Annotated in this window: 15 protein-coding genes, 2 tRNA genes and 1 pseudogene; 3 read left to right on the forward strand and 15 right to left on the reverse strand. The window is 64.5% G+C overall.

Annotation, left to right across the window (positions count from 1 at the left end; all coding sequences use genetic code 11):
* Positions 1-15: 15 nt before the first annotated feature.
* On the forward strand, positions 16-153 hold the full coding sequence (locus tag D180_RS23630; protein WP_157835126.1) for a hypothetical protein: 138 nt from the start codon (positions 16-18) through the stop codon (positions 151-153).
* A gap of 191 nt (positions 154-344) precedes the next feature.
* Here the strand turns inward: D180_RS23630 and D180_RS00455 are convergent, their stop codons facing one another.
* From D180_RS00455 to uvrB, 4 genes are all read right to left on the reverse strand, one after another.
* A complete protein-coding gene (locus D180_RS00455) occupies positions 345-2,018 on the reverse strand; it encodes a type IV secretory system conjugative DNA transfer family protein (protein WP_026143628.1) in 1,674 nt (557 codons plus the stop codon).
* 254 nt (positions 2,019-2,272) lie between these two features.
* Complete coding sequence (locus D180_RS00460) at positions 2,273-2,530, reverse strand: hypothetical protein (protein ID WP_017907229.1); 258 nt, start codon at positions 2,528-2,530, stop codon at positions 2,273-2,275.
* A 152-nt stretch (positions 2,531-2,682) separates the two neighbouring features.
* Positions 2,683-2,757: transfer RNA gene (locus D180_RS00465), tRNA-Val, on the reverse strand.
* A gap of 98 nt (positions 2,758-2,855) precedes the next feature.
* A complete protein-coding gene (uvrB, locus tag D180_RS00470; RefSeq protein ID WP_017911238.1) occupies positions 2,856-4,886 on the reverse strand; it encodes an excinuclease ABC subunit UvrB in 2,031 nt (676 codons plus the stop codon).
* Between the two features lie 33 nt (positions 4,887-4,919).
* Between uvrB and D180_RS00475 the strand changes: the two genes are divergently transcribed.
* Entirely contained in the window at positions 4,920-5,570 is a 651-nt protein-coding gene (locus tag D180_RS00475) for a Tfp pilus assembly protein FimT/FimU (protein WP_232760234.1), read from the forward strand.
* Between the two features lie 44 nt (positions 5,571-5,614).
* Here D180_RS00475 and D180_RS00480 read toward each other — a convergent pair.
* From D180_RS00480 to D180_RS00510, 7 genes are all read right to left on the reverse strand, one after another.
* Positions 5,615-5,691 (reverse strand) — tRNA-Asn (locus D180_RS00480).
* 89 nt (positions 5,692-5,780) lie between these two features.
* Positions 5,781-6,200 (reverse strand): type IV pilin protein, encoded by a 420-nt coding sequence (locus D180_RS00485; RefSeq protein ID WP_017911240.1) that lies wholly within the window; start codon positions 6,198-6,200, stop codon positions 5,781-5,783.
* Positions 6,200-9,949: a pilus assembly protein gene (locus D180_RS00490; RefSeq protein ID WP_043090234.1), complete on the reverse strand. Its 3,750-nt coding sequence runs from the start codon at positions 9,947-9,949 to the stop codon at positions 6,200-6,202. The genes D180_RS00485 and D180_RS00490 overlap by 1 nt, the downstream gene beginning before the upstream one ends.
* A 10-nt stretch (positions 9,950-9,959) precedes the next feature.
* Complete coding sequence (locus D180_RS00495; RefSeq protein WP_017911242.1) at positions 9,960-10,541, reverse strand: PilX N-terminal domain-containing pilus assembly protein; 582 nt, start codon at positions 10,539-10,541, stop codon at positions 9,960-9,962.
* A complete protein-coding gene (locus D180_RS00500; RefSeq protein ID WP_017911243.1) occupies positions 10,538-11,506 on the reverse strand; it encodes a PilW family protein in 969 nt (322 codons plus the stop codon). The genes D180_RS00495 and D180_RS00500 overlap by 4 nt, the downstream gene beginning before the upstream one ends.
* Complete coding sequence (gene pilV, locus D180_RS00505; protein WP_017911244.1) at positions 11,503-11,979, reverse strand: type IV pilus modification protein PilV; 477 nt, start codon at positions 11,977-11,979, stop codon at positions 11,503-11,505. The genes D180_RS00500 and pilV overlap by 4 nt, the downstream gene beginning before the upstream one ends.
* Positions 11,980-12,004: 25 nt before the next feature.
* Positions 12,005-12,499 (reverse strand): GspH/FimT family pseudopilin, encoded by a 495-nt coding sequence (locus D180_RS00510; protein WP_017911245.1) that lies wholly within the window; start codon positions 12,497-12,499, stop codon positions 12,005-12,007.
* A 227-nt stretch (positions 12,500-12,726) separates the two neighbouring features.
* Between D180_RS00510 and D180_RS00515 the strand changes: the two genes are divergently transcribed.
* Positions 12,727-13,764 (forward strand): histidine kinase, encoded by a 1,038-nt coding sequence (locus D180_RS00515; protein WP_017911246.1) that lies wholly within the window; start codon positions 12,727-12,729, stop codon positions 13,762-13,764.
* Here D180_RS00515 and ppnN read toward each other — a convergent pair.
* The 4 genes and pseudogenes from ppnN to D180_RS00535 all read right to left on the reverse strand — a co-directional run.
* A complete protein-coding gene (gene ppnN / locus D180_RS00520) occupies positions 13,754-15,142 on the reverse strand; it encodes a nucleotide 5'-monophosphate nucleosidase PpnN (protein WP_017907239.1) in 1,389 nt (462 codons plus the stop codon). The two genes, D180_RS00515 and ppnN, sit on opposite strands and share 11 nt — an antisense overlap.
* Positions 15,143-15,248: 106 nt before the next feature.
* The gene (locus D180_RS00525; protein ID WP_017911247.1) at positions 15,249-18,536 is read right to left on the reverse strand and encodes a TonB-dependent receptor; all 3,288 of its coding nucleotides are present in this window, start codon (positions 18,534-18,536) and stop codon (positions 15,249-15,251) included.
* A gap of 406 nt (positions 18,537-18,942) precedes the next feature.
* A complete protein-coding gene (locus tag D180_RS00530) occupies positions 18,943-19,542 on the reverse strand; it encodes a MarC family protein (RefSeq protein ID WP_017907241.1) in 600 nt (199 codons plus the stop codon).
* Positions 19,539-19,777 (reverse strand): annotated as a pseudogene (locus D180_RS00535) (short-chain dehydrogenase); the annotation flags it as partial. The gene D180_RS00530 and the pseudogene D180_RS00535, both read right to left, overlap by 4 nt.

Here is a 19,777-nt window from a genome sequence, read left to right on the forward strand (position 1 = left end):
GCGGCCCACTGCTGGATGGCGAAGTTCGACGCGACGGCACGACACGCGCGTCGCGGCAAGGAAGGCGCCGGAAACGGCGCGGGCACGGATCTGCGGCAGACAACCGGACGGATCCGAGGCCGCGCGATCAGCGCCGAAGAAAACGGAATTTGACAGCAAACCTTCCATGTCACCCCTTACGTGCGCCGTTCGGCCCACGCCCCTGTTCCTGTTTCTGTTTCCGTTACCAACGCACCGCCATACTCGCGAGAATGTGCCGCAGGGGCATGCCCACGTCAAGCATTTGGCAAAAAAACGTTCAAATGATAAAGAAGCCCAAAAAATAGGTGTTTTTCGTCACACTTTCAGATCGAGAGTGTCGGAATATCGACTTTGGGACGCAGCCGCGCGGTGAAGTAGCGATCCTTGTAGTACTTGATCTTGTCGCACTTCACCGGATGCGGAATGCCCTCGTACAAGAACACCTCTTGATCGTTGCCCATCGCCTTCAACTCTTGCGGCAGCATCAGCGCCCGCTTCTCCTCCGACACGCTTCGGGTCACATCCTTGCCGCGGGTGACGTTCTTCTTGCGGAAGGTGGTGTAGCCGAGCATCTCGGAGTAGTCGTTGGCATCCTGCTGCTCGCGCGGAGCGTAGAGAATCTGCAGTGCATGATTCGTGATGATGGTCCGCGAGATGTCCTTGCCATAGGTGGCATCGAGCTGCGCCATGCTCTGGATGATCGGCAGAAGGCGGACATTGTAGCCAGCCATATATGACACTGCCGAGGCGATGATGTCGACCTTGCCGATCGCGGTGAACTCGTCCATCAGCAGCAGGCACTGATACTTCAACGCCGGATTGCTCTTGGGCAGTTCCTTGGTGTTGAGGTTGATGATCTGGCTGAAGAACAGGTTGATGATCAGGCGGCTCTCGGCCAGCTTATTGGGCTGGATGCCGATGTAGATGGTCATCTTCTTCTTGCGCAGGTCGGTCAGCAGGAAGTCGTTGTCGCTGGTGGCCGCATCCAGCACCGGGTTGATCCAGGCGTTGAGCGGCTCCTTGAGCGTGCCCATGATCGAGGCGAAGGTCTCGTCCGCCTGCGACAGCAGGTTGGAGAACGCCGACTTGGCATTGCCGCTGAGGAAGCGCCGCTCCGACAGCGACTTAAGGTACTTCTTCAGGTCGGTGCCGTCGCCGGACGACAGGCGGTAGATCGCGCCCAGCGTCGGCGTGCCGAGACCGCCGGGGAAGCCGATGTTGCGCTCGTCGTCCCAGTTCTCGAACAGGTAGAGCGAGAACGCCATGAACGCATTGCGTGCCTGACTGACCCAGAACTTCTGGTCGTCGGAGCCATCCGGATACAACATGGCGGCGATGCTCATCAGGTCCGAGACGCGGAACGCCGGATCGTCGGAGACATAGCTGAGCGGATTCCAGCGATGGGTGCGACGATCCTCGGCGAACGGATTGAACAGGAACACCTCCTGGCCCTGGCTGGCGCGCCAGCCGCTGGTCAGATCGAAGTTCTCCTGCTTGATGTCCAGGACGACCACCGATTCCTGGTACTCCAGCAGGTTCGGAATGACCACGCCCACACCCTTGCCCGACCGGGTCGGGGCCGCCAGGATCACGAACTGCTGGCCACTGAGGCGCACCAGCTTGCCGCGGAACTTGCCGACCACGATGCCGTCGCCGCTGGTCTTGAACAGCCCATGCTTGGACAGGTCGGCCGCGCCGGCGAAGCGCGCGTCGCCATGCAGGCTGCGCTTGGGCGGCCTGAACATCAGCACCAGGATCAGCAGGGCAACCAGGCCGGGCAAGCCGAAGCCGAGGTAGCCGGCCCATTTGATCTTGCCGACGTACGGAGCCACCTCTGGCAAGCCGATGGCGTGAACGTACTGGTAGTAGGTGCCAAGCCCGAACATCCGCGTGTCCAGCTTCAGCAGCAGCAGGACCAGGTAGCCGGACAGGAAATAGCCGCAGACGGCCGTGAGCACGACGACGAGCGCCGCCGCAACGAGTTTACGATTCGACAAGCCCTATCCTCCCTGATCCATCCTGGCCGACATTCTAGAGCGAGTTCCGCGCTTTGAGAGGAGTTGCGTCTGTGGTGTGCGCGTCGGGATGACCTGCAAGCATGGCATCGACCGGAAACGGCGCTTGGCCAGGGAGGTCAGCCCGTCACAAGCGCCAGGCCCCAGATGGCGCCTGCGCAATGCCCGGAACTCCGGCATGTCCTGCGGAGCGATCGCTACCGGCGGTTTTGCGCCCGCCCAGACGTGCAGGCGCGCTAGCGACGCTGCCGCGTGCTCGGCTTGTTCCGCGAGGGCTTCTTTTCCGCGCTGACCGCGTCCCGATCGCGCTCGACCAGGGTATCCAGGAAGACACGCGCCTCGTCCCAGGACATGTCGTGCGGATCCACCCGCGCACCGCCGTCGGTGGTGACCGTATAGCCCACCACGTTGGCCGGGCTGTAGTCCGGCTCCCGGGTCAACGCCACGAGCTGGTAGCGTCCCTTGACTTGCACCGTATGATGGTATTCCACCATGCGCTTGGCCTCCTCGCCTGATCGTCCGCTCGGATGCTAAAGCAAGCCCGGCCGCGCGGCCAGCATCCGAACGCACCCGGTGGCGTGAGCGCAGACACAAAAAAGCCGGCGTCTGCCGGCTTTGTCGTTTCCACGTTCGCTTTTTCGCGTCGTGGTGGGCGGTACAGGGTTCGAACCTGTGACCCCTACCATGTCAAGGTAGTGCTCTACCGCTGAGCTAACCGCCCTTCTCTGCCGCGGCGCACCGCTGCAGGGGCGCGAATCTTAGCCCACCTGGCGGACAAGAACAATACCCACCTTCCGATCGGGCGCCGCTGCGGCCCGCCTAGCCGACTAGACTGGCGTCGCGCAGCTTCTTGATCTGGTCGCGCACCCGCGCCGCATCCTCGAACTCCAGGTCGCGCGCGTGCTGGTACATCTCCTGCTCCAGCGCTTTGAGCCGCGCGGCGATCTCCGCCGGGGCCAGCGCCCGGTAGTCGGCCGGCTCTTCCGCGACCCGGCGCGCCTTGCCCTTGCCTTTACCCTTGCCCGACTTAACCTCGGTCGCGTCCTCGCGCGCGCCCTCCAGGATGTCCACGATCGGGCGCGCCACCGACTTCGGGACGATCCCGTGTTCCAGGTTGTACTCCACCTGCTTCTCGCGGCGGCGCCCGGTTTCGTCGATCGCGGCCTGCATCGAACGCGTCATCTTGTCCGCGTAGAGGATCGCCTTGCCGCGCAGGTTGCGCGCGGCACGGCCGATGGTCTGGATCAGCGAGCCGGTGGAGCGCAGGAAGCCTTCCTTGTCGGCATCGAGGATCGCGACCAAAGAGACCTCCGGCATGTCCAGGCCCTCGCGCAGCAGGTTGATGCCGACCAGCACGTCGAACTTGCCCAGGCGCAGGTCGCGGATGATCTCCACGCGCTCGACCGTGTCGATGTCCGAGTGCAGATAGCGCACCTTCACCCCGTGCTCGCCGAGGTACTCGGTGAGGTTCTCGGCCATGCGTTTGGTGAGCGTGGTGACCAGGACGCGGTCGCCATCGGCCACGCGCAGGTTGATCTCCGACAGCAGATCGTCGACCTGGGTCGCCACCGGGCGGATCTCCACTTCCGGGTCGATCAGTCCGGTCGGGCGCACCACCAGCTCGGTGATTTCGCCGGCCGATTCGCGCAATTCGTAGGGGCCCGGCGTGGCCGAGACGTAGATGCTGCGCGGCGAGCGCGCCTCCCACTCCTCGAAGCGCAGCGGCCGGTTGTCCAGCGCCGACGGCAGGCGGAAACCGAATTCCACCAGGGTTTCCTTGCGCGAGCGGTCGCCTTTGTACATCGCGCCGATCTGCGGCACGGTGACGTGCGACTCGTCCACCACCAGCAAGGCGTCCGGCGGCAGGTAGTCGAACAGGGTCGGCGGCGGTTCGCCCGGCGCCTTGCCGGTCAGATGCCGCGAGTAGTTCTCGATGCCGTTGCAGAAGCCGACCTCGGCCATCATTTCCAGGTCGAACTGGGTACGCTGCGCCAGCCGCTGCGCCTCGACCAGCTTGTTCTGCGCATACAGCTGTTCGAGCCGATCCTTCAGCTCCAGCTTGATCGTGTCCACCGCGCTGAGCGTGCGCTCGCGGGTGGTAGCGTAGTGGGTCTTGGGGTAGATCGTGTAGCGCTGCAGCTTGCGCAGCGTCTCGCCGGTCAGCGGATCGAACAGGGTCAGCTGCTCCACGTCGCCGTCGAACAGTTCGATGCGCAAGGCCTCGCTGTCGGATTCGGCCGGGAATACATCGATGACCTCACCGCGTACGCGGAAACTGCCGCGGTGCAATTCGTACTCGTTGCGGGTGTACTGCAGGTCGGTCAGGTGGCGGATCAACTGGCGCTGCTCCACGTGCTCGCCGATCGACAGGATCAGCCGCAGCGACAGGTAGTCCTCCGGCGCGCCCAGGCCGTAGATCGCCGAGACCGTCGCCACCACCAGCGCATCGCGCCGCGACAGCAGGGTCTTGGTCGCGGCCAGGCGCATCTGCTCGATGTGCTCGTTGATCGAACTGTCCTTCTCGATGAAGGTGTCCGAGGACGGCACGTAGGCCTCGGGCTGGTAGTAGTCGTAGTAGCTGACAAAGTACTCGACCGCGTTGTTGGGGAAGAACGCCTTGAATTCGCCGTACAACTGCGCCGCCAGCGTCTTGTTCGGCGCCATCACCAGGGTCGGCTTCTGGATCGCCTGGACCACGTTGGCGATGGTGTAGGTCTTGCCCGACCCGGTCACGCCGAGCAGGGTCTGCTTGGCCAGGCCGGCCTCGAAGCCGGCCACCAGCTTCTCGATCGCCTGCGGCTGGTCGCCGGCCGGCGAATACGGCGATACGAGTTGGAAACGGTCGGACATGCACAAGCCTCGAGGTGAAGAGCGAGGCCGACAGTGTCGGCCGACCCCGCGCCGGGGAGATTTCCTACATGGGAACGCACAACCCCCTCATTCAAGCCCTGCCGCCCGGCCGCGAGACTGGCGACCTCGCACCGGGAGACGACGGACATGCGGAACGCTGCAGCCAAAGGCTACACATTGCTCGAGGCCATGATCGTGATGGCGGTGATCTGTCTGCTCGCCGGCATCGGCCTGCCGGCGCTCCGGGAACTGCTGGCGAACCAGCGTTTGACAGCGGCCACGCACCAACTGAGCGCGCACTTCGCCCTGGCACGCAGCAGCGCGATCAGCTTCGGCGTCCCGGTCAGCGCCTGCCCGTCCAACGGGGAAGGCGGCTGCCGCAGCGACAGCGACTGGAGCCACGGCTGGCTGGTGTTCCGCGACCCGGAACGGCAAGGCCAACCCATCGCGCCGGACAGCATCCTCAGCGAAGGCAGCGCGCCGGGCGCCGGCGAACTGGTACTGCGCTCCAACCAAGGCCGCCCCTCGATCCGCTTCCTGCCCGATGGACGCAGCGCCGGCAGCAACCTGACCGTCAACATCTGCGAGCGGGGCCGGTTACGCGCAGCGGTGGTGGTGAACAACACCGGACGCATCCGCACGCGAAAAGCGACCGAACCGATGCCCTGCCGGACGCCGGACTGACGCACAAAAGCAAAGGCCGCGATCACTCGCGGCCTTTGCGGATTTGGCGCCCGAAGTTGGACTCGAACCAACGACCCCCTGATTAACAGTCAAGTGCTCTAACCGGCTGAGCTATTCGGGCGGGGAGGCGCATTGTATAGAGGCCTCATGCCGACCGCAAGGGGTGAACCCGTGCTTTCCTGACTGCAACTGCGCCCTACCGGCCCAGCTTCACCAGCAGGTGCCCTCGCCCGCGCCGGTAGACGTCGTACGCGTCCCCTTCTGATCGATGCTGAGCGCGCCGCACTGGGTGTCGTTGGCCAACTGCGGACCGGTCGGCGTCGCCGTCAACTTGAACGTGTTGGCATTCGGCGTACCTGTGAAATCGACGTTGTAGAACTGCACGGCATCGCTTCCGCACTGAGGCTTGGGAACACCCTCATACGTCAGCTTGGTGGTGTAGTAGCGCTCGATGAGCTGCGCCCCTTGCTGCAAGCACACGGACGCCGCCGAGCGACGGGCCTTGACCACGTGCGACTGATAGCTGGCGAACGCGATCGCCGCCAGAACACCCACGATCGCGACCACGATCATCAGTTCGATCAGGGTGAAGCCGCGCTGCCGGCGGGACGGAAAGGAAGAAAGTCGCATCAATTGTTCCTCAGAAGTTCGCGCCAGGACACGCGCTTCATGCTGAGCGCGCTGCTGTTGGTACCGAGCGTGGTCGTACTCGCGTTATCCAACGCGATCTGCATCTGGTTGCCAATGAAGATCGGACTGTTGGGGCTGCTATTCAGGCCGATGCCGGAGACAGGGGTGCCATTGAGTGTATCGCCGGTGCTGGATCCGCCGCTGCCGTCCAGGTCGAAGAAGGATTGCGACAGCCGGCCGCCGGTGAACGGGTTGATCGCCATCACGAAGCCCTTGCCGCTGGGGCTGCACACATCGCCCGAATCCGGAATACGCGTGGTCCCGATCAGCGCCGTGCCCTGGAAGAAGTTGGACACCACCATGCGCTCGCCCTGCGGCGTGCCGGGAGGCGACAGCAGGTCCATGTACCAGCCATCCTGCCCGGCGTTGGGCTTGTCCTCGATCAGGCGCACGGCAAAGCCGTTGACGGTGCCTTCCTGCAGGATGTTGACCTTGTTCAGGGTGGAACGATTGGAGGGGATGGTGCTGCCGCGGTCGATCAGGCCATACCAACTCTGCACGTCCTTGTTGCCCAGATCGCCGCTGGACAGGTACTTGCCGGTCCCGAAGAACACCCAGGTCAGGCCCGTCGCCGGATCCTTCGCCGCCGTGGGTGCAGCGGTGATCGGTTGCGCCTTGGACGCATAGTTGGCGGAGAACAGCTGGCGCACCGTCCCGGTCGCGCCGGACATGTCGAACCGCCAGACATTTCCGTTGAGATCGCCGGCATACAGACGATCGACGATGAAATCGTTGTTGGACGACCAAGCCAGGACACCGGACAGGCCATTGTTGCCGCTCGCCCGCGTCGGGATACTGCTGGACGCACCGGTGATGGCATTCACCAGGATGAGATCGGCCGAATCGCCGCTGCTGTTAGGACCATTGCCAAGCATCGCGTACCACTGACCGTCGGCGAGCTGCCCGATGATCGGCTTGCCGAGATTGTTGCCCAGTCCGACGAGATCGGTGGCCGTGGAGGTTTTGTCCCACAGCAGAGTGATGTTGTTGGGATCGGTGACATCCAGCGCGAACATGCCCTTTCCGCCCCGCCCCATGGTGCCGATCAGCACCGAGCGCCAGCTGCCCCCGGAGTAGACGTCCGACACGGTGAGTTCGCCATCCACGTAATACCGGTGCTGGTAGTTCGGATCGGTGTAGTCCAGCAACCCGGTCATCGCCGCTTTCGGCACGAAGGCGAACTTCTCCGCACCGGTGCTGGCATCGAACCCATGCAGCATGCCGTCATTGGCACCGACATAGATCATCGGCGCGCGCGTGGACTTGGCCGCAGCGAAGGAGGCATAAGCGCTGGCGCCGTTGAACGTCGCCGTCGTGTACAGCCGTGGGTTGGGTGCTCCCACATAGACCGGCTGCGAGTTGACGATGTCGCCAAGGATGCCGCTACGGGTACGCAGGACGCCACCGTTGGCCTTCTCCTGCGAGCGATCGCCACGCAGATAGTCGATCTGGTTTTGCGTGGCCGAGGACAACGGCGTATTGCCCAGCTTGCCGTAGACGAAGTCGTCCAGATTTCCGGCCGAGTTAGCGAACTTGATCTTCCGGGCATTCCAGGCCGGGAGCTGCGCGCCCGCGCTCCACGCCTGGGTCAGCGCGCCGGTGGTCTGGTTGACGTCGTACGCCACCACATCGCCACGCCAGGTGCCGCTGTAGAACACGGACTGGTACGTCCGCGCGCCCGCTTCAAGCTTGGTCGTATTGCTGGCGAGGGAAGCTGCAGACCCCTTCATCTCCTCCAGGATGCGCTCGAACGCCTGGCGCAGGCTCGCCACCATCTTTTCCGCGTCGGCGGCAAGGTAGTAATTGTCCGGCTTCTTGTAATTGGCATTGCCATTGACGTAGGAGCTGCCGTCCCACCAGGTGGAGTCCGCCAAGGCGCTGATATTGGTCTCCGGATCGTAGCCTTCCGGCACACGGAAACCGCCGTACTTCGTGGTCAGCCAATACTGGTTGGTGCTCGGCGACTTGTAATCGCCATATTCCACCACGTCGACCCAGTGTGTGGAGAGGGTCTGCTTGCCAGGCAAGCCATCGCTGGCGGTGTCGGGACGCAGATCCTTGGTGTGCGCGTCGTAGGCGAGCGCCGCGATGTAGGCGGAGTTCTTGTCGCTGTTGAACTGCGACGTGACCGCGCTGGAGGCGGCGTCGTTGGCAGACTTGCCTTCCTTACGCCAGATCTGCGTCATACGGTCGATAACGCTGACCGAGGTATCGCGGGTCACTTCCGGAGGTGTGGCCGGCTCGCCACTCAGGTTGGTGGTGTTGCCTGGCAGATTCTTGTCCAAATGCGTGTTGGTGTCGCCGATACCCAAGATCACATTGATCTGGCAGCGATAGGAAATGGGATCGTTCCACTGGGTGATGACCGGGAAACCATCGGCTTGCTGGTATCGCTGCTGCGCGTTTCCGCTCAACGAAGAGTAGGCCGCGATATTACCCTGGTGTTTGAAATAGCGGATTGCGGCGTAATAGAGCTCGCTGACATCATCGTACGATTTGACGTTCTTGCCGGTATTGAGTTGACCGAACTTGTTCAGATAATTGATGACGCCGCTGTTGACGACCTGATACTGCGGGTCTGCCCCGCCAATCGCCGCGGTCGTTGCTGCAGCGTCGGAAACATCGGGATTTTGATAGATGACGCCAGTCTGCGGATCCCACTCTCGCGCCGCATTCGCAAGCGCTCCCTGATCGGGGTTGTAAGTATATGGCCCGACGAACTTCTGGTTTGCGCGCAAAATACCGCTATCCACGGAAGGATCGTCAGTGTTCTTGTAACCGAAGACACTGTAGCGAATGCGCTTGGAATACTGCTGAATCAACCCCTCCGGCTTATAGCCTCCATTGGGATAGGCGACGCAGTTGTCCTCGAGATACGAGGCACCCAGACTGGCATCGCAGACCTTGACCCGAACAGACACCTGGAACGTCAGGCTCGTATCCTGGACACAGCCAATGTTCTGAGGGGACGTACAAGGCGAACCGTCAGGCATAAGGTAGCTGCCATCCAGGGCATGCTTGCTTGGGTCGTAGGCGATCGCAGTTCGTGGCGCATTTCCGAGGTTACTTGCGGCGAAATTCATCTTGTTGCCGAGACCATCGATGCGCATCCCGAAGCTTTGCCAGCTGGCCGCCGTTCCACCGGAGATGAGCACCTGGTTGTTGCTTATGAAGCGCCGCGGAAAATTGCCCGTACTGTCGCGATCGGCGATCGCCTTTTCGAGAATGGTCTCAGTCGCGGTATCGCGTACGCGATACCCCCCCGTCAACGCCGAACGAAAAGGATCGATCGTCTGAGTGGCCGCCCAATTCAGGAAATTCCCCGCCCATACGCCCGCCCCGCCACAGGAATAGCTGCCCGGGTTTTTTCCCAGCAGTCCGACCGGATAAAAATAGCGATCAGTTTCTGTATCGCTGTAGTGGTATCTGTAGCACTTGCTGGAATCGAAGTAGCCCACGAATTTGGTCGTCGCCGAATACGTATCGGACAGATTCGCCTTGCTGATCACCGTCGGGAACTCCACCGACGGCACGAATGCCAGGTTGCCCGGCACGTCGCTGCCCACATACAGCGGCGACTGCGAGACATCCACATCCGCACCGGCGCCGCCGACGGTACCGATGAATAGACCGGCCACCACGGCAAGGAGCCAGTCCCGGTACGTCGTCTTCTTCGCTCGACTGGTCATAGTGGGATCCTTACTTGACGGTGACGTTGGTCTGCAGCACGACGATGGCCCGGCCATTGGACGCGGCCGGGTTGCCGCTGCGCGCGATGACGCGGTAGTAGTGCTCCAGCGAGGTGCCGCCGGTGCCGCCGTACTGGTTCTGATTGATGCTCGACCCCAGGCCCAGCTGATCCTCGCTGGTGCGCTGGCCCAGATACTGGATGTAGTACTGCGCGGGGACGGCCTGGCCCGTCGGCGTCACCGTGCCGTCCACCCAGCACTCCTGGGTGCCGAGCGCACAACCGCTGGAGGCATTGCCGGTATACGTGTTGCTGGGAACCGCAGGGCATACGGTGCCGGGGACCTTCACGCAGTTGAAGCCGACGGTGTTGCCCTTGCCAGCCTCTGTCTGAATCAGCTTCTCCGCATCGCGCAAGGCGCCTTCGGCGGCCTGGAACCCCAGGCTGCGGTCGTACATGTTGGAGGACATGCGCTCCTGCAGCAGCGTGCCGCGCAAGACGGCGAGCCCCAGCAGGGTCATCACCAGCAACAGCAGCAGGACGACGATGAGCGAAATGCCGGACTGCCGGCGGAGCGATGGCGACGTGTTCACGGGTTCCGGTTCCTGATGCTCACGATCGTGCTGAAGGTCCGCGTCACCGGCTGCTTGTTGGCGCCGGCCGCCGTATCGGCGCTGACGGTCATCTCGATCTTCACCGCGATCACGTTGGCCCAGTTGCCCACGCCGCTGGCATCGGCATAGGCGGTGCCGCCGGTGGACAGATACTTGAACTGCAGGCCGGTGACGCCATCGGCGATTTCGTTCTTCTGGCTCGTGCCGCCCGGCAAGGCCACTTGCTGATACAAGGAGGTGCCGCCCGTTCCTCCGGTGCTGGCCGCGACATACCAGCGCACCGCCCGCACTTCGGTCAGGATGGAGTTGATCTCGTAGGTGTAATTGTTCGAGCCGGCGACGCACACGCCCGGCAGGCGCCCGAGCCGTGTGCAGGCATTGAGGCCGCCGCTCGCGTAACTGGCCGTGGTGCCGGAAACGCTGTTCACCTGCAGCACCGCCAGTTGCTGGCGATCGCACAGCAGCATGATCGCGTTGCTGTGCAGGTCCGGTGCTGCCGCGTTGAGCGTCAGCGTCTGGTTCGCCGGGTTGTGCGCGGTCACGGTGGCGCCGCCGGTACCCGCGGAGAGGATCTGGATCGCGTCGGTCCCTGCCGTGACGGTGAGACCGGACGGGTTGCTGTTTTTGTAGCCGGTCAGCGGCAGCGTCCAATTCATCCACCAGCTCGCCGTGGGATTGTTCAGCACGTTCGCGACCGGCAATCCGGAATCGCAAGGATTGCCGCCGGCCTCGCGGATATCCTGCGCCATCATCTCGAAACCGGTCCGGGCCGACTCCTGAAGCCGGCTGAGGCCCTCGGTCGCCGCATAGGTCTGGCGGTTGGAGAGAAAGATGCCGATCGCCGCACCGACCACCAGCAGGCCGAGCAGCATCGAGATCATCAGCTCGATCAGGTTGAAGCCGGATTGGCGCCGTGGCAGCGCCCGCGCGATCAGTATGTTCACAGTTGGGCCGTCGTGCTCAGGGTCTGGGTCGCGCTGCCGCTGGTGTTGCCGCCAGCACTGGAGTTCACGCCGCGGCTGTCATCCCATTGCACGGTGATCGTGCAATTGCCGTCGTTGCAGGCGATGGAGCCGCACGTGGTGGCCGGGTCGCCCCCGATCGCCGCCTTCAACCCGCTGAGCCAGACCGCCTTGTCGTTCGCCACGAGGTCGCCCGCCGCCGGCGCCGTGCAGAGCATGCTGCCCGTGTTGTAGGCCCCCAGCATCGCCGCGCTGCGGTTGGCCCGCATCGCATCGAGGATGGTGTAGGTCTGCATGACGATCTGACTGCGCTGCAGCGCGCTCTGGTTGTTGCGCAACGCCGTGGTCTGCATCGCCGCCACGCCCAGCATCCCCACCCCCAGGATCAGCACCGAGATCATCACCTCGATGAGGGTGACGCCCGCCATGTGTCTGCCGCTCTCGAACCGCTTCATGGTGTCTCCGCTTGCCGGAACCGGCTCAGCCGGTGGTGGTGCAGCTGCCGCCGTCGGATGTCGATGTGACCTGGGCGCGGCTGCCGCCCATCAGTTTGACGCTCCGGACATTGTTGGATGGGTTGGTAACCGCCATGCAGACGACGATGCCTCCTGTCACCGGCGTACCGCTGCTGTTGCGCGCGATGCCGTCCGCTCCGAAGGTCAGCTTGTCGCCCATCGCATCCAGGGTCGTACTGGTGACGACCAGGCCAGTGCGCAGGGTCGTGCTGCGCAGCACGGTGCCGTCGCGGGCCACGGTCAGGTAGCGGGTCCAGTTGCCGCCGCTGGCGCAGGTCGCACCGTCGTCGCTGCGGCACAGGCTGACGCCACCGTTCAGGCGCACCGCCTCCGAGCGCGTCAACTGCACCGCGGCGATCAGTTCGTTGGCGGCGCCGGTCAAGCGGTTGCTGCGGATCAGACCGGTGAAACTGGGCACCGCCAGCGCCATGATGATCGCCAGCACCGCCACGGTGACCATCAATTCCACCAGCGTGAAACCACGCTGCGTCCGTTCGGCAAGGCCACGCGCGCAAGGAACAGCCATATCCTTCCCCAGATTCTCCCGCCGGCCACGCTAGCGGCCGGACCGCGACCGCGCCAGCCGTTGCCGACGGATGGTGGATATGGGGGAGTGGACGGACCGTGCGCGACAGGGCGCCAGCCGGCATGATGCACCTCGGCCCTGCCCCACCGCCTTCCGCCCCGATGCCCGCCTCCGCCTACTCCAAGGACCAGCTCCAGGTCCTCAAGCAACCCTCGACCCTGATCTGGATCGTGATGGCCGGCGAGTGCATCGCGGCCATCCTGGCCCTGACCCCGGTCCCGGGCACGGGCATGGCAGGGAGCCGCTGGGTCTACTTCGGGCTGGCGTCGCTGGGCATCCAGTGGGTCGCGCTGCTGACCCTGGCGAGCCTGCTGCTGTTGCGCCGGGCGCTGGCCGGATGCGGCTTCCTGTCCATCACCGTGGCCACACTGGGCCTGATGCAGGCGCTGACCTGGCTGATCAGCGGCGTGATTCTCTATGCCTTCGGCGACTACTGGCAGCTCTCCGACCGCGCATGGCTGACGCTGTCGCTGCAGTTGTCCGGCATCGCCCTGCTGATCGGCCTGCTCGGCATGGCCGCGCTGCACAACCACGTGCGCATCAAGCAACTGGTCGAACGCGCCAAGCAGGCCGAGATCGACGCTCTGACCGCGCGCGTGCAGCCGCACTTCCTGTTCAACACGCTCAACACCGCGGTGATGCTGGTGCACCGGCAACCGCAACAGGTGGAACAACTGCTGATGGATCTGTCGGATCTGTTCCGCGCCGCGCTGGCCGCGCCGGACCTGGTCGATCTGCAGGACGAGATCGACCTGGCCAGGCGTTACCTGGACATCGAGGCGATCCGCTTCGGGCCACGCCTGCGCGTCCATTGGGAGGTGCCGGAGGCGCCGGCACCGGTGCGGATTCCGCGGCTGTCGCTGCAACCGCTACTGGAGAACGCCGTGCACCACGGCATCGAATGCAGTGCCGAGGGCGGCGAGATCGGCATCGCCATCGGCGAACGCGACGGCGCCCTGGAGATCAGCGTGCGCAACCCGGTGCCGATAGGCGGCCTGTCGCCGCATATCGGCCGCGGTCACCGCGTCGGCCTGTCGGCGCTGCGCACGCGCCTGGACAGCCTGGAAGGCGCCTCGCTGCACACCGCCAGCGATGGCGCCTGGTTCGTCGCGACGATCCGGATCGGACTCAGGCCATGACCCGGTAGCAGGGCCGATACTCGCCGGAGATCTTCATGCGGCGCTGTTCGACGAAGGCGCGCAGCAACTCGTCCAGGGCCTGCATCATGTCCGCATCGCCGTGGATCTCGAACGGGCCATGCTGCTCGATACGGCGCATGCCGTCTTCCTTGACGTTGCCGGCGACGATGCCGGAGAAGGCGCGGCGCAGGTCCGCGGCCAGCGCATGCGGCGGACGGCCATGGTGCAGATCCAGCGCGGCCATCGCCTCGTGGGTCGGCTCGAACGGACGCTGATACTCCAGCGGGATGTCCACCGACCAATTGAAGTAGAACGCGTCCTTCTGCTCCTTACGGTGCGTGCGCACGTGCTGGATGCCGGCGGCCATCTTGCGCGCCACCGCTACCGGATCGCCGACCACGATCTCGTAGCGCGAGGTGGCCACTTCGCCCAGGGTCAGGCGCAGGAAGCGGTCGATCTGCTCGAAATACGGCGCGGCGATGGTCGGGCCGGTGAGGATCAGCGGGAACGGCAGGTCGCGGTTCTCCTCGCGCAGCAGGATGCCGAGCAGATACAGGATCTCCTCGGCGGTGCCGACACCGCCGGGGAACACGATGATGCCGTGGCCGATGCGGACGAAGGCCTCCAGGCGCTTCTCGATGTCCGGCATGATCACCAGGTGGTTGACGATCGGGTTCGGCGACTCGGCGGCGATGATGCCCGGCTCGGTCACGCCGATGTAGCGGTTGTCGTGCTTGCGCTGCTTGGCATGGGCGATGGTGGCGCCCTTCATCGGCCCCTTCATCGCGCCCGGGCCGCAACCGGTGCAGATGTCCAGCCCGCGCAAGCCCAGCTCGTAGCCGACCTGCTTGGTGTACAGGTACTCGTCGCGCGAGATCGAATGGCCGCCCCAGCACACCACAAGCTTGGGATCGGTCGGCTGCAGGATGCGCGCATTGCGCAACTGGCCGAACACCGCATTGGTGATGCCTTCGCTGGACTGCAGGTCGGTGCTGGATTCGGGGCCCAGCTCGATGGCCATGTAGGCCAGGTCGCGGACCACGGCGAACAGCAGCTCGGCCACGCCATTGATGATCTCGCCGTCGACGAAGGCCATCGCCGGCGCGTTGAGCAGGTCGATGCGCACGCCACGGTCGCGCTGCACCACCTGGATGTCGAAGTCGGGATACAGATCGCGCGCCGCGCGCGGATCGTCCGAGGCGCTGCCGCTGGTCAGCACCGCCAGCGCGCAGCGCCGCAGCAGTTCGTGCAGGCCGCCGCTGGAGGCATCGCGCAGGCGCGCCACTTCCACGCGCGAGAGGATGTCCAGGCCGCCGCGCGGGTAGATCCGCGCATCCACTACCGGCAGCGCGCGCGCCGCCGTATTGCTGGTCGTCATATCGAATGTCTTGTCGGTGTCGTCAGCCGGCGACTTTAACGTCAGCCCCCACAAAAAGAAAACGGCCGGGTCGCCCCGGCCGTTTCCTGTCGCGCTGCACGCCGGCTTAGAACGTGTAGCGCAGGGTCAGCAGCAGCGACCAGCGCTGCGACGGGTTCTGCGTTTCGTTGATGGCCAAATCGGTCGGCGCATAGGTGCCGTTGCGGTTGTAAAGGCTGGTACTGGAGATGTCATAGATGTACTTGCCGTCCGCAGTCACGCCGGCCACGTTGGCCAGGTTGCGCACCAGCGGGAAGTCGGCGCGACGCTCCACGCCCCAGTCCTTATCGATCATGTTCAGCACATTGAACATATCGAGACGGATCTCGCCCTTGTGGCCCTTGGCGAAGCCAGGGATCTCCTGGCTGAAGGACATGTCCAGCTGGTTGACCCACGGCGCGCGCGAGGAATTGCGCTCGGCGACCTGGCCCTTGTAGCGCGCCAGCTCCGGATGCTTGCCGACGTAGTCCCAGAACGAGGAGGACAGCTGCTGCGAGGTCGCGTTGGCCCAGACCACATCGTTCGGACCGGACGGAACATAGGCCAGCGAACGCCCGGAGATGCCCAGGCCCTGCGCGTCGTTGCCGAACACCCAGCTGTACGGCGCGCCGCTGTGACCGTCGTAGAACGCCGACACGCGGGTCGCATAGTCGCCGAAGAACTTATGCTCCCAGCTCAGCTGCGCGATGATGCGGTTGGGGATGGAGTAGTTGGAAATGCCTTCGGCGTCGTCCGACGGGTTGTACCAGGCACGGTTCTGGTAGCTGCTGTAGGCGACACTGGAGGTACCCGGGTTCACTTCAGTGGCGCGGCTGTAGGTGTAGGCCAGCATCGCGCTCCAGGTGCCGTTGAAGGGCTTCTTCAGCGACACGGTGAAGTTGTCCGACTTACCCTTGTCCGTGTTGGTCAGCAGGATAACGTTGCTGAACGAAGCATTCTTGTTCCAGTTTGCGGTATTGCTGCTACCCGGCGCCTGGTTCGGGAAGCGCGCATATGTGTAACGGCCGTCCGGCAGCGTGCCGGTCGGCTTACCCATGTTCAGATCCTGGTACAGGATGCCCTTGTCCACATCCAAGTGCTGGTACTCGGCGGTGAACACCAGGTCCTGCCACGGCAGCTGGTGATCCAGGCCCAAGGTGTACTTGTAGACCGCAGGCAACTTGAAGTTAGGGTCGACCACGTTGACGGTCATGCTGGAGTTGCCCAGGCCCGGCGGGGTCACCGTGCCGCCCGGGACATTTTGGCCCAGCGGATCGGCGCTGAACGCCGGATCGGTCGCCGTTTTGCGCCGGTTGACGTCGTACGTGGTAACCGCCACACCGTTGTTGGAGTACGGGTTGGCCACCCACACCGCCGGGGTGTTGGAAATGAACAGGCCCGCGCCACCACGCAGCTGGGTCGGACGCTCGGTGCCCAGGTCGTAGTTGAACGAGAAACGCGGCTGCAGGACGTTATTGCCGTCGATGGTACCAGTGTTGGCGAAACCGAAACCGCCCACCGCCGCGTTGGGGTTGGCCGGCGTCGCGCGCAGGCCGCACGCGCCGAAGTTGCCGGTGACGCCCGGGTCCGCGGCGAAACACGGGTTGTAGGTCGGCAGCGGATCGACCTTCGGCATGTCGTAGCGCAGGCCGTACTGGATCGACAGACGATCCGTCGCCTGCCAGGTGTCCTGCAGGAACAGGCCGTACTGCTTCATCTTGAAGATGGCAGCGACGTTATCCAGCGAGTAGCCAGCGGCCGGCTGCGACAGGCGATAGCGGCGATAGGTGCCGCTGGCGAAGTCGTTGATCGAGTTGAATTCGTAGGTGCCGTTGTAGCGCTGCAGGAACAGGTTGTAGACCTCGTCCTGCTGATAGTCCACGCCGGCCTTGACCACGTGGTCGCCGAGGAACCAGCTACCGGCGAAGTACGCGTTCCAGCTCTTGACGCTGAGCACGTTGGCCTGGCTGGAATAGTCGGTGCCGAGCAGCACGCTGGTGCCGGTATCGGCGCCGCTGGTGCGCACAGTGATCTCGGGCTGGTAGCCGCCGATCAGCGGCACGCGGTCCTGGGTGAACTTGCTGTAGCCCACCGATGCTTCGGTCGAGAACTTCTCGCTCCAGTCGTCGTAGAAGCTCAGTGCGTAGCTGGTGTTGACCTTGTTCAGCACGTACCAGTTGCTGGACAACTTCAGCTGGGTAGCGCTGCTGGCGGTGATGATCGGCTCATCCTCCTCGGTGCGGCTAAAACGCAGGCTGGCGCGGTGGTAGTCGCTGATGTTCCAGTCGAGCTTGGCCAAGTAGCGCTTGCTCTCGATGTCGGTGCTGGCCGAACCGTCGCCGCCCGGGTTGAGGCCGAGGTTTTGCGCGGTCGTGGTGATCTGCTGCAACTGCGCGGTGGTCAGGCCATTGACCTTGTTGGTGGCGCTGGAATCGGAGGCACCCCAGATCGCGCCCGGGCTGGCCTTCTCGCTCTCCTCGTAGGAGGCGAAGAAGAACAGCTTGTCCTTGAGGATTGGCCCGCCCAGGGTCGCGCCCTTGGTGGTGTCCTTTGAATAGCCGGTCCACTTGGCGTCGGTCTTACCCTTGCCGATCATGTCGTTGGCGTTCTGGTAGACGTAGTAGGCCGAGCCGTGGAAATCGTTGGTGCCGCTCTTGGTGACGGCATTGACCCAGGCGCCCACGCCGCGGCGCGTGGCGACGTCGAAGTTGGCAGTGGAGATGTTGTAGCTCTCGATCGCGTCCTGCGAGATCGGCGTACCCTTGGTCGGCAGGCCGTTGTCGTTCAGACCAAACGGGTCGCCGGCGCTGATTGTGTCGACGGTGATGCTGTTGTAGCGGTTGTTCTGGCCCATCGCCGAGAACGCGCCGCGGTCGCGGTCGGTGACCACGACGCGGGGATCGGAACGCACCACGTTCTGGATCGAGCGATCCGGCATCGGCGTACGATCAAGATCGCCGCGCGACAGGTTGGTCGCCACGCCCTTGTTATCGGGGGTGAATGCCTCGGCGCCGCGAGTGGCGGTGACCTGCATCGACTCCAGGGTGGCGACGTCGCCGGTCAGCTGCGCGTCGACGCTGGCGACCTGGTCCAGGCCCAGATAGATACCTTCCTGGGTCTGGGTGCCCTCGCCCGGCTTGGTGATGGTGACGTTGTACGGACCGCCGACACGCAGGCCGCGTGCGTTATAGCGGCCGCTCGCATCGGTGGTGGCGCGACTAACCGTGCCCGATTCGACATGGGTAATGGTCACTTCGGCGCCCGCGACAGGCTGGCCATTGTGGGTGACCAGGCCGCCGACACCGGCGGAGGTGCTCTGGGCGAACGCCGGCGCCGCGGCCAGCGCCGCAACGAGGCCCAGAGTGAGCTTGGACATCCGCAGACGGGGTTGAATCATTGCAATAGCCTCGATGGAGTTTGACGAAATGCGCATGGCAGGCCGTGCGGGATACGGACGCACGGCCGCGGAATGAGGGGGCTGGTCACCCTTGCCGATTCCCCGCAAGGGTTAACATGAGTTTAACACCATAGGGCCAATTTGTTGCCAAACCGTGACAGCGCGGCACAAGCGGACATCAGAAGACGTCGATCCCAGTCCTGGCGGGCTTCGGCGACAACGCCGGGACAGGCACGGAAGGCCGTACGGGACCGCCGCCGGCCACGTCACCCCTCCCCGTGCCGCCTGAAGGGGTCCAGCAAGCAGCCTGGCGTGCTCGAAGCGAGGCCCGCCCGAGGCCAGCGCGCCGTCCCCACGGCGCCCCCGACTCGGCCGCGATGCAACCTCAGCCGGCGACCGGCAGCTTCAGATAGGCGCTGAGCCCGTCCAGGAACATCTGCACCGAGATCGCCACCAGCAGCATGCCCATCAGCCGCTCGACCGCGGTCAGGACGCGCATGCCGAGCAGCTTGTACAGCAGCGTGCCGGAGAACAGCAGGGCCGAGGTCGCCAGCCAGGCCAGGATCAGCGCCAGGCTCCACTCGCCCAGCCGGGTCGGCTCGTTGCTGCCCATCAGCATCACCGCGGCCATGCCGGAGGGGCCGGCGACCAGCGGGATGGCCAGCGGCACGATGAAGGGCTCGCCGTCGGGAATTTCGCCCATCAGCCCTTCCGGGCGCGGGAAGATCATGCGGATGCCGATCAGGAACAGCACGATGCCGCCGGCGATCGCCACCGACTCCTGACGCAGGTGCATCACTTCCAGGGCGTACTTGCCGCCCCACAGGAAGCCCATCAGCACGCCCAGCGCGATCAGCAGTTCGCGCGCCAGCACGACGCGCTGGCGCCGCGCCGGCAGCGGCTTGAGCACGCTGAGGAATACCGGGATGTTGCCCAGCGGGTCGAGGATCAGGAACAGCAGCAGCGCTGCCGACAGGATGGTCATGCCAGGGGATTCCAGATTGCGCCGCGGTGCGCGGCGCCGGCGGGCGACAGCAGGTCGACGCAGGCGCCGGCGTAGCGCGCCGGATCGACCGCGTCGCGGTCTTCTTGATGGGTGTAGGCACGGGCGCGCAAAGCGGTGCGCATCGGCCCCGGCTGCAGGCCGGACACGCGCACGCGCGAGGCGGCCAGCTCGCCGTGCAGGCTCGCCAGCAGGCCGCGGCGGCCGTGCTGGGCCG

The organism is Xanthomonas sp. SHU 166, from assembly GCF_000364685.1.
In the GTDB taxonomy this organism is placed as follows: Bacteria; Pseudomonadota; Gammaproteobacteria; order Xanthomonadales; family Xanthomonadaceae; genus Xanthomonas_A; species Xanthomonas_A sontii.

Excerpts from the sequence above, each read along its gene's own strand:
- D180_RS23630 (WP_157835126.1), top strand. The coding sequence starts at position 16 with ATGGCGAAGTTCGACGCGACGGCACGACACGCGCGTCGCGGCAAGGAA.
- D180_RS00460 (WP_017907229.1), bottom strand. The coding sequence starts at position 2,530 with ATGGTGGAATACCATCATACGGTGCAAGTCAAGGGACGCTACCAGCTC.
- uvrB (WP_017911238.1), bottom strand. The coding sequence starts at position 4,886 with ATGTCCGACCGTTTCCAACTCGTATCGCCGTATTCGCCGGCCGGCGAC.
- D180_RS00485 (WP_017911240.1), bottom strand. The coding sequence starts at position 6,200 with ATGCGACTTTCTTCCTTTCCGTCCCGCCGGCAGCGCGGCTTCACCCTG.
- D180_RS00490 (WP_043090234.1), bottom strand. The coding sequence starts at position 9,949 with ATGACCAGTCGAGCGAAGAAGACGACGTACCGGGACTGGCTCCTTGCC.
- pilV (WP_017911244.1), bottom strand. The coding sequence starts at position 11,979 with ATGAAGCGGTTCGAGAGCGGCAGACACATGGCGGGCGTCACCCTCATC.
- D180_RS00510 (WP_017911245.1), bottom strand. The coding sequence starts at position 12,499 with ATGGTCACCGTGGCGGTGCTGGCGATCATCATGGCGCTGGCGGTGCCC.
- D180_RS00515 (WP_017911246.1), top strand. The coding sequence starts at position 12,727 with ATGCCCGCCTCCGCCTACTCCAAGGACCAGCTCCAGGTCCTCAAGCAA.
- ppnN (WP_017907239.1), bottom strand. The coding sequence starts at position 15,142 with ATGACGACCAGCAATACGGCGGCGCGCGCGCTGCCGGTAGTGGATGCG.
- D180_RS00525 (WP_017911247.1), bottom strand. The coding sequence starts at position 18,536 with ATGTCCAAGCTCACTCTGGGCCTCGTTGCGGCGCTGGCCGCGGCGCCG.
- D180_RS00530 (WP_017907241.1), bottom strand. The coding sequence starts at position 19,542 with ATGACCATCCTGTCGGCAGCGCTGCTGCTGTTCCTGATCCTCGACCCG.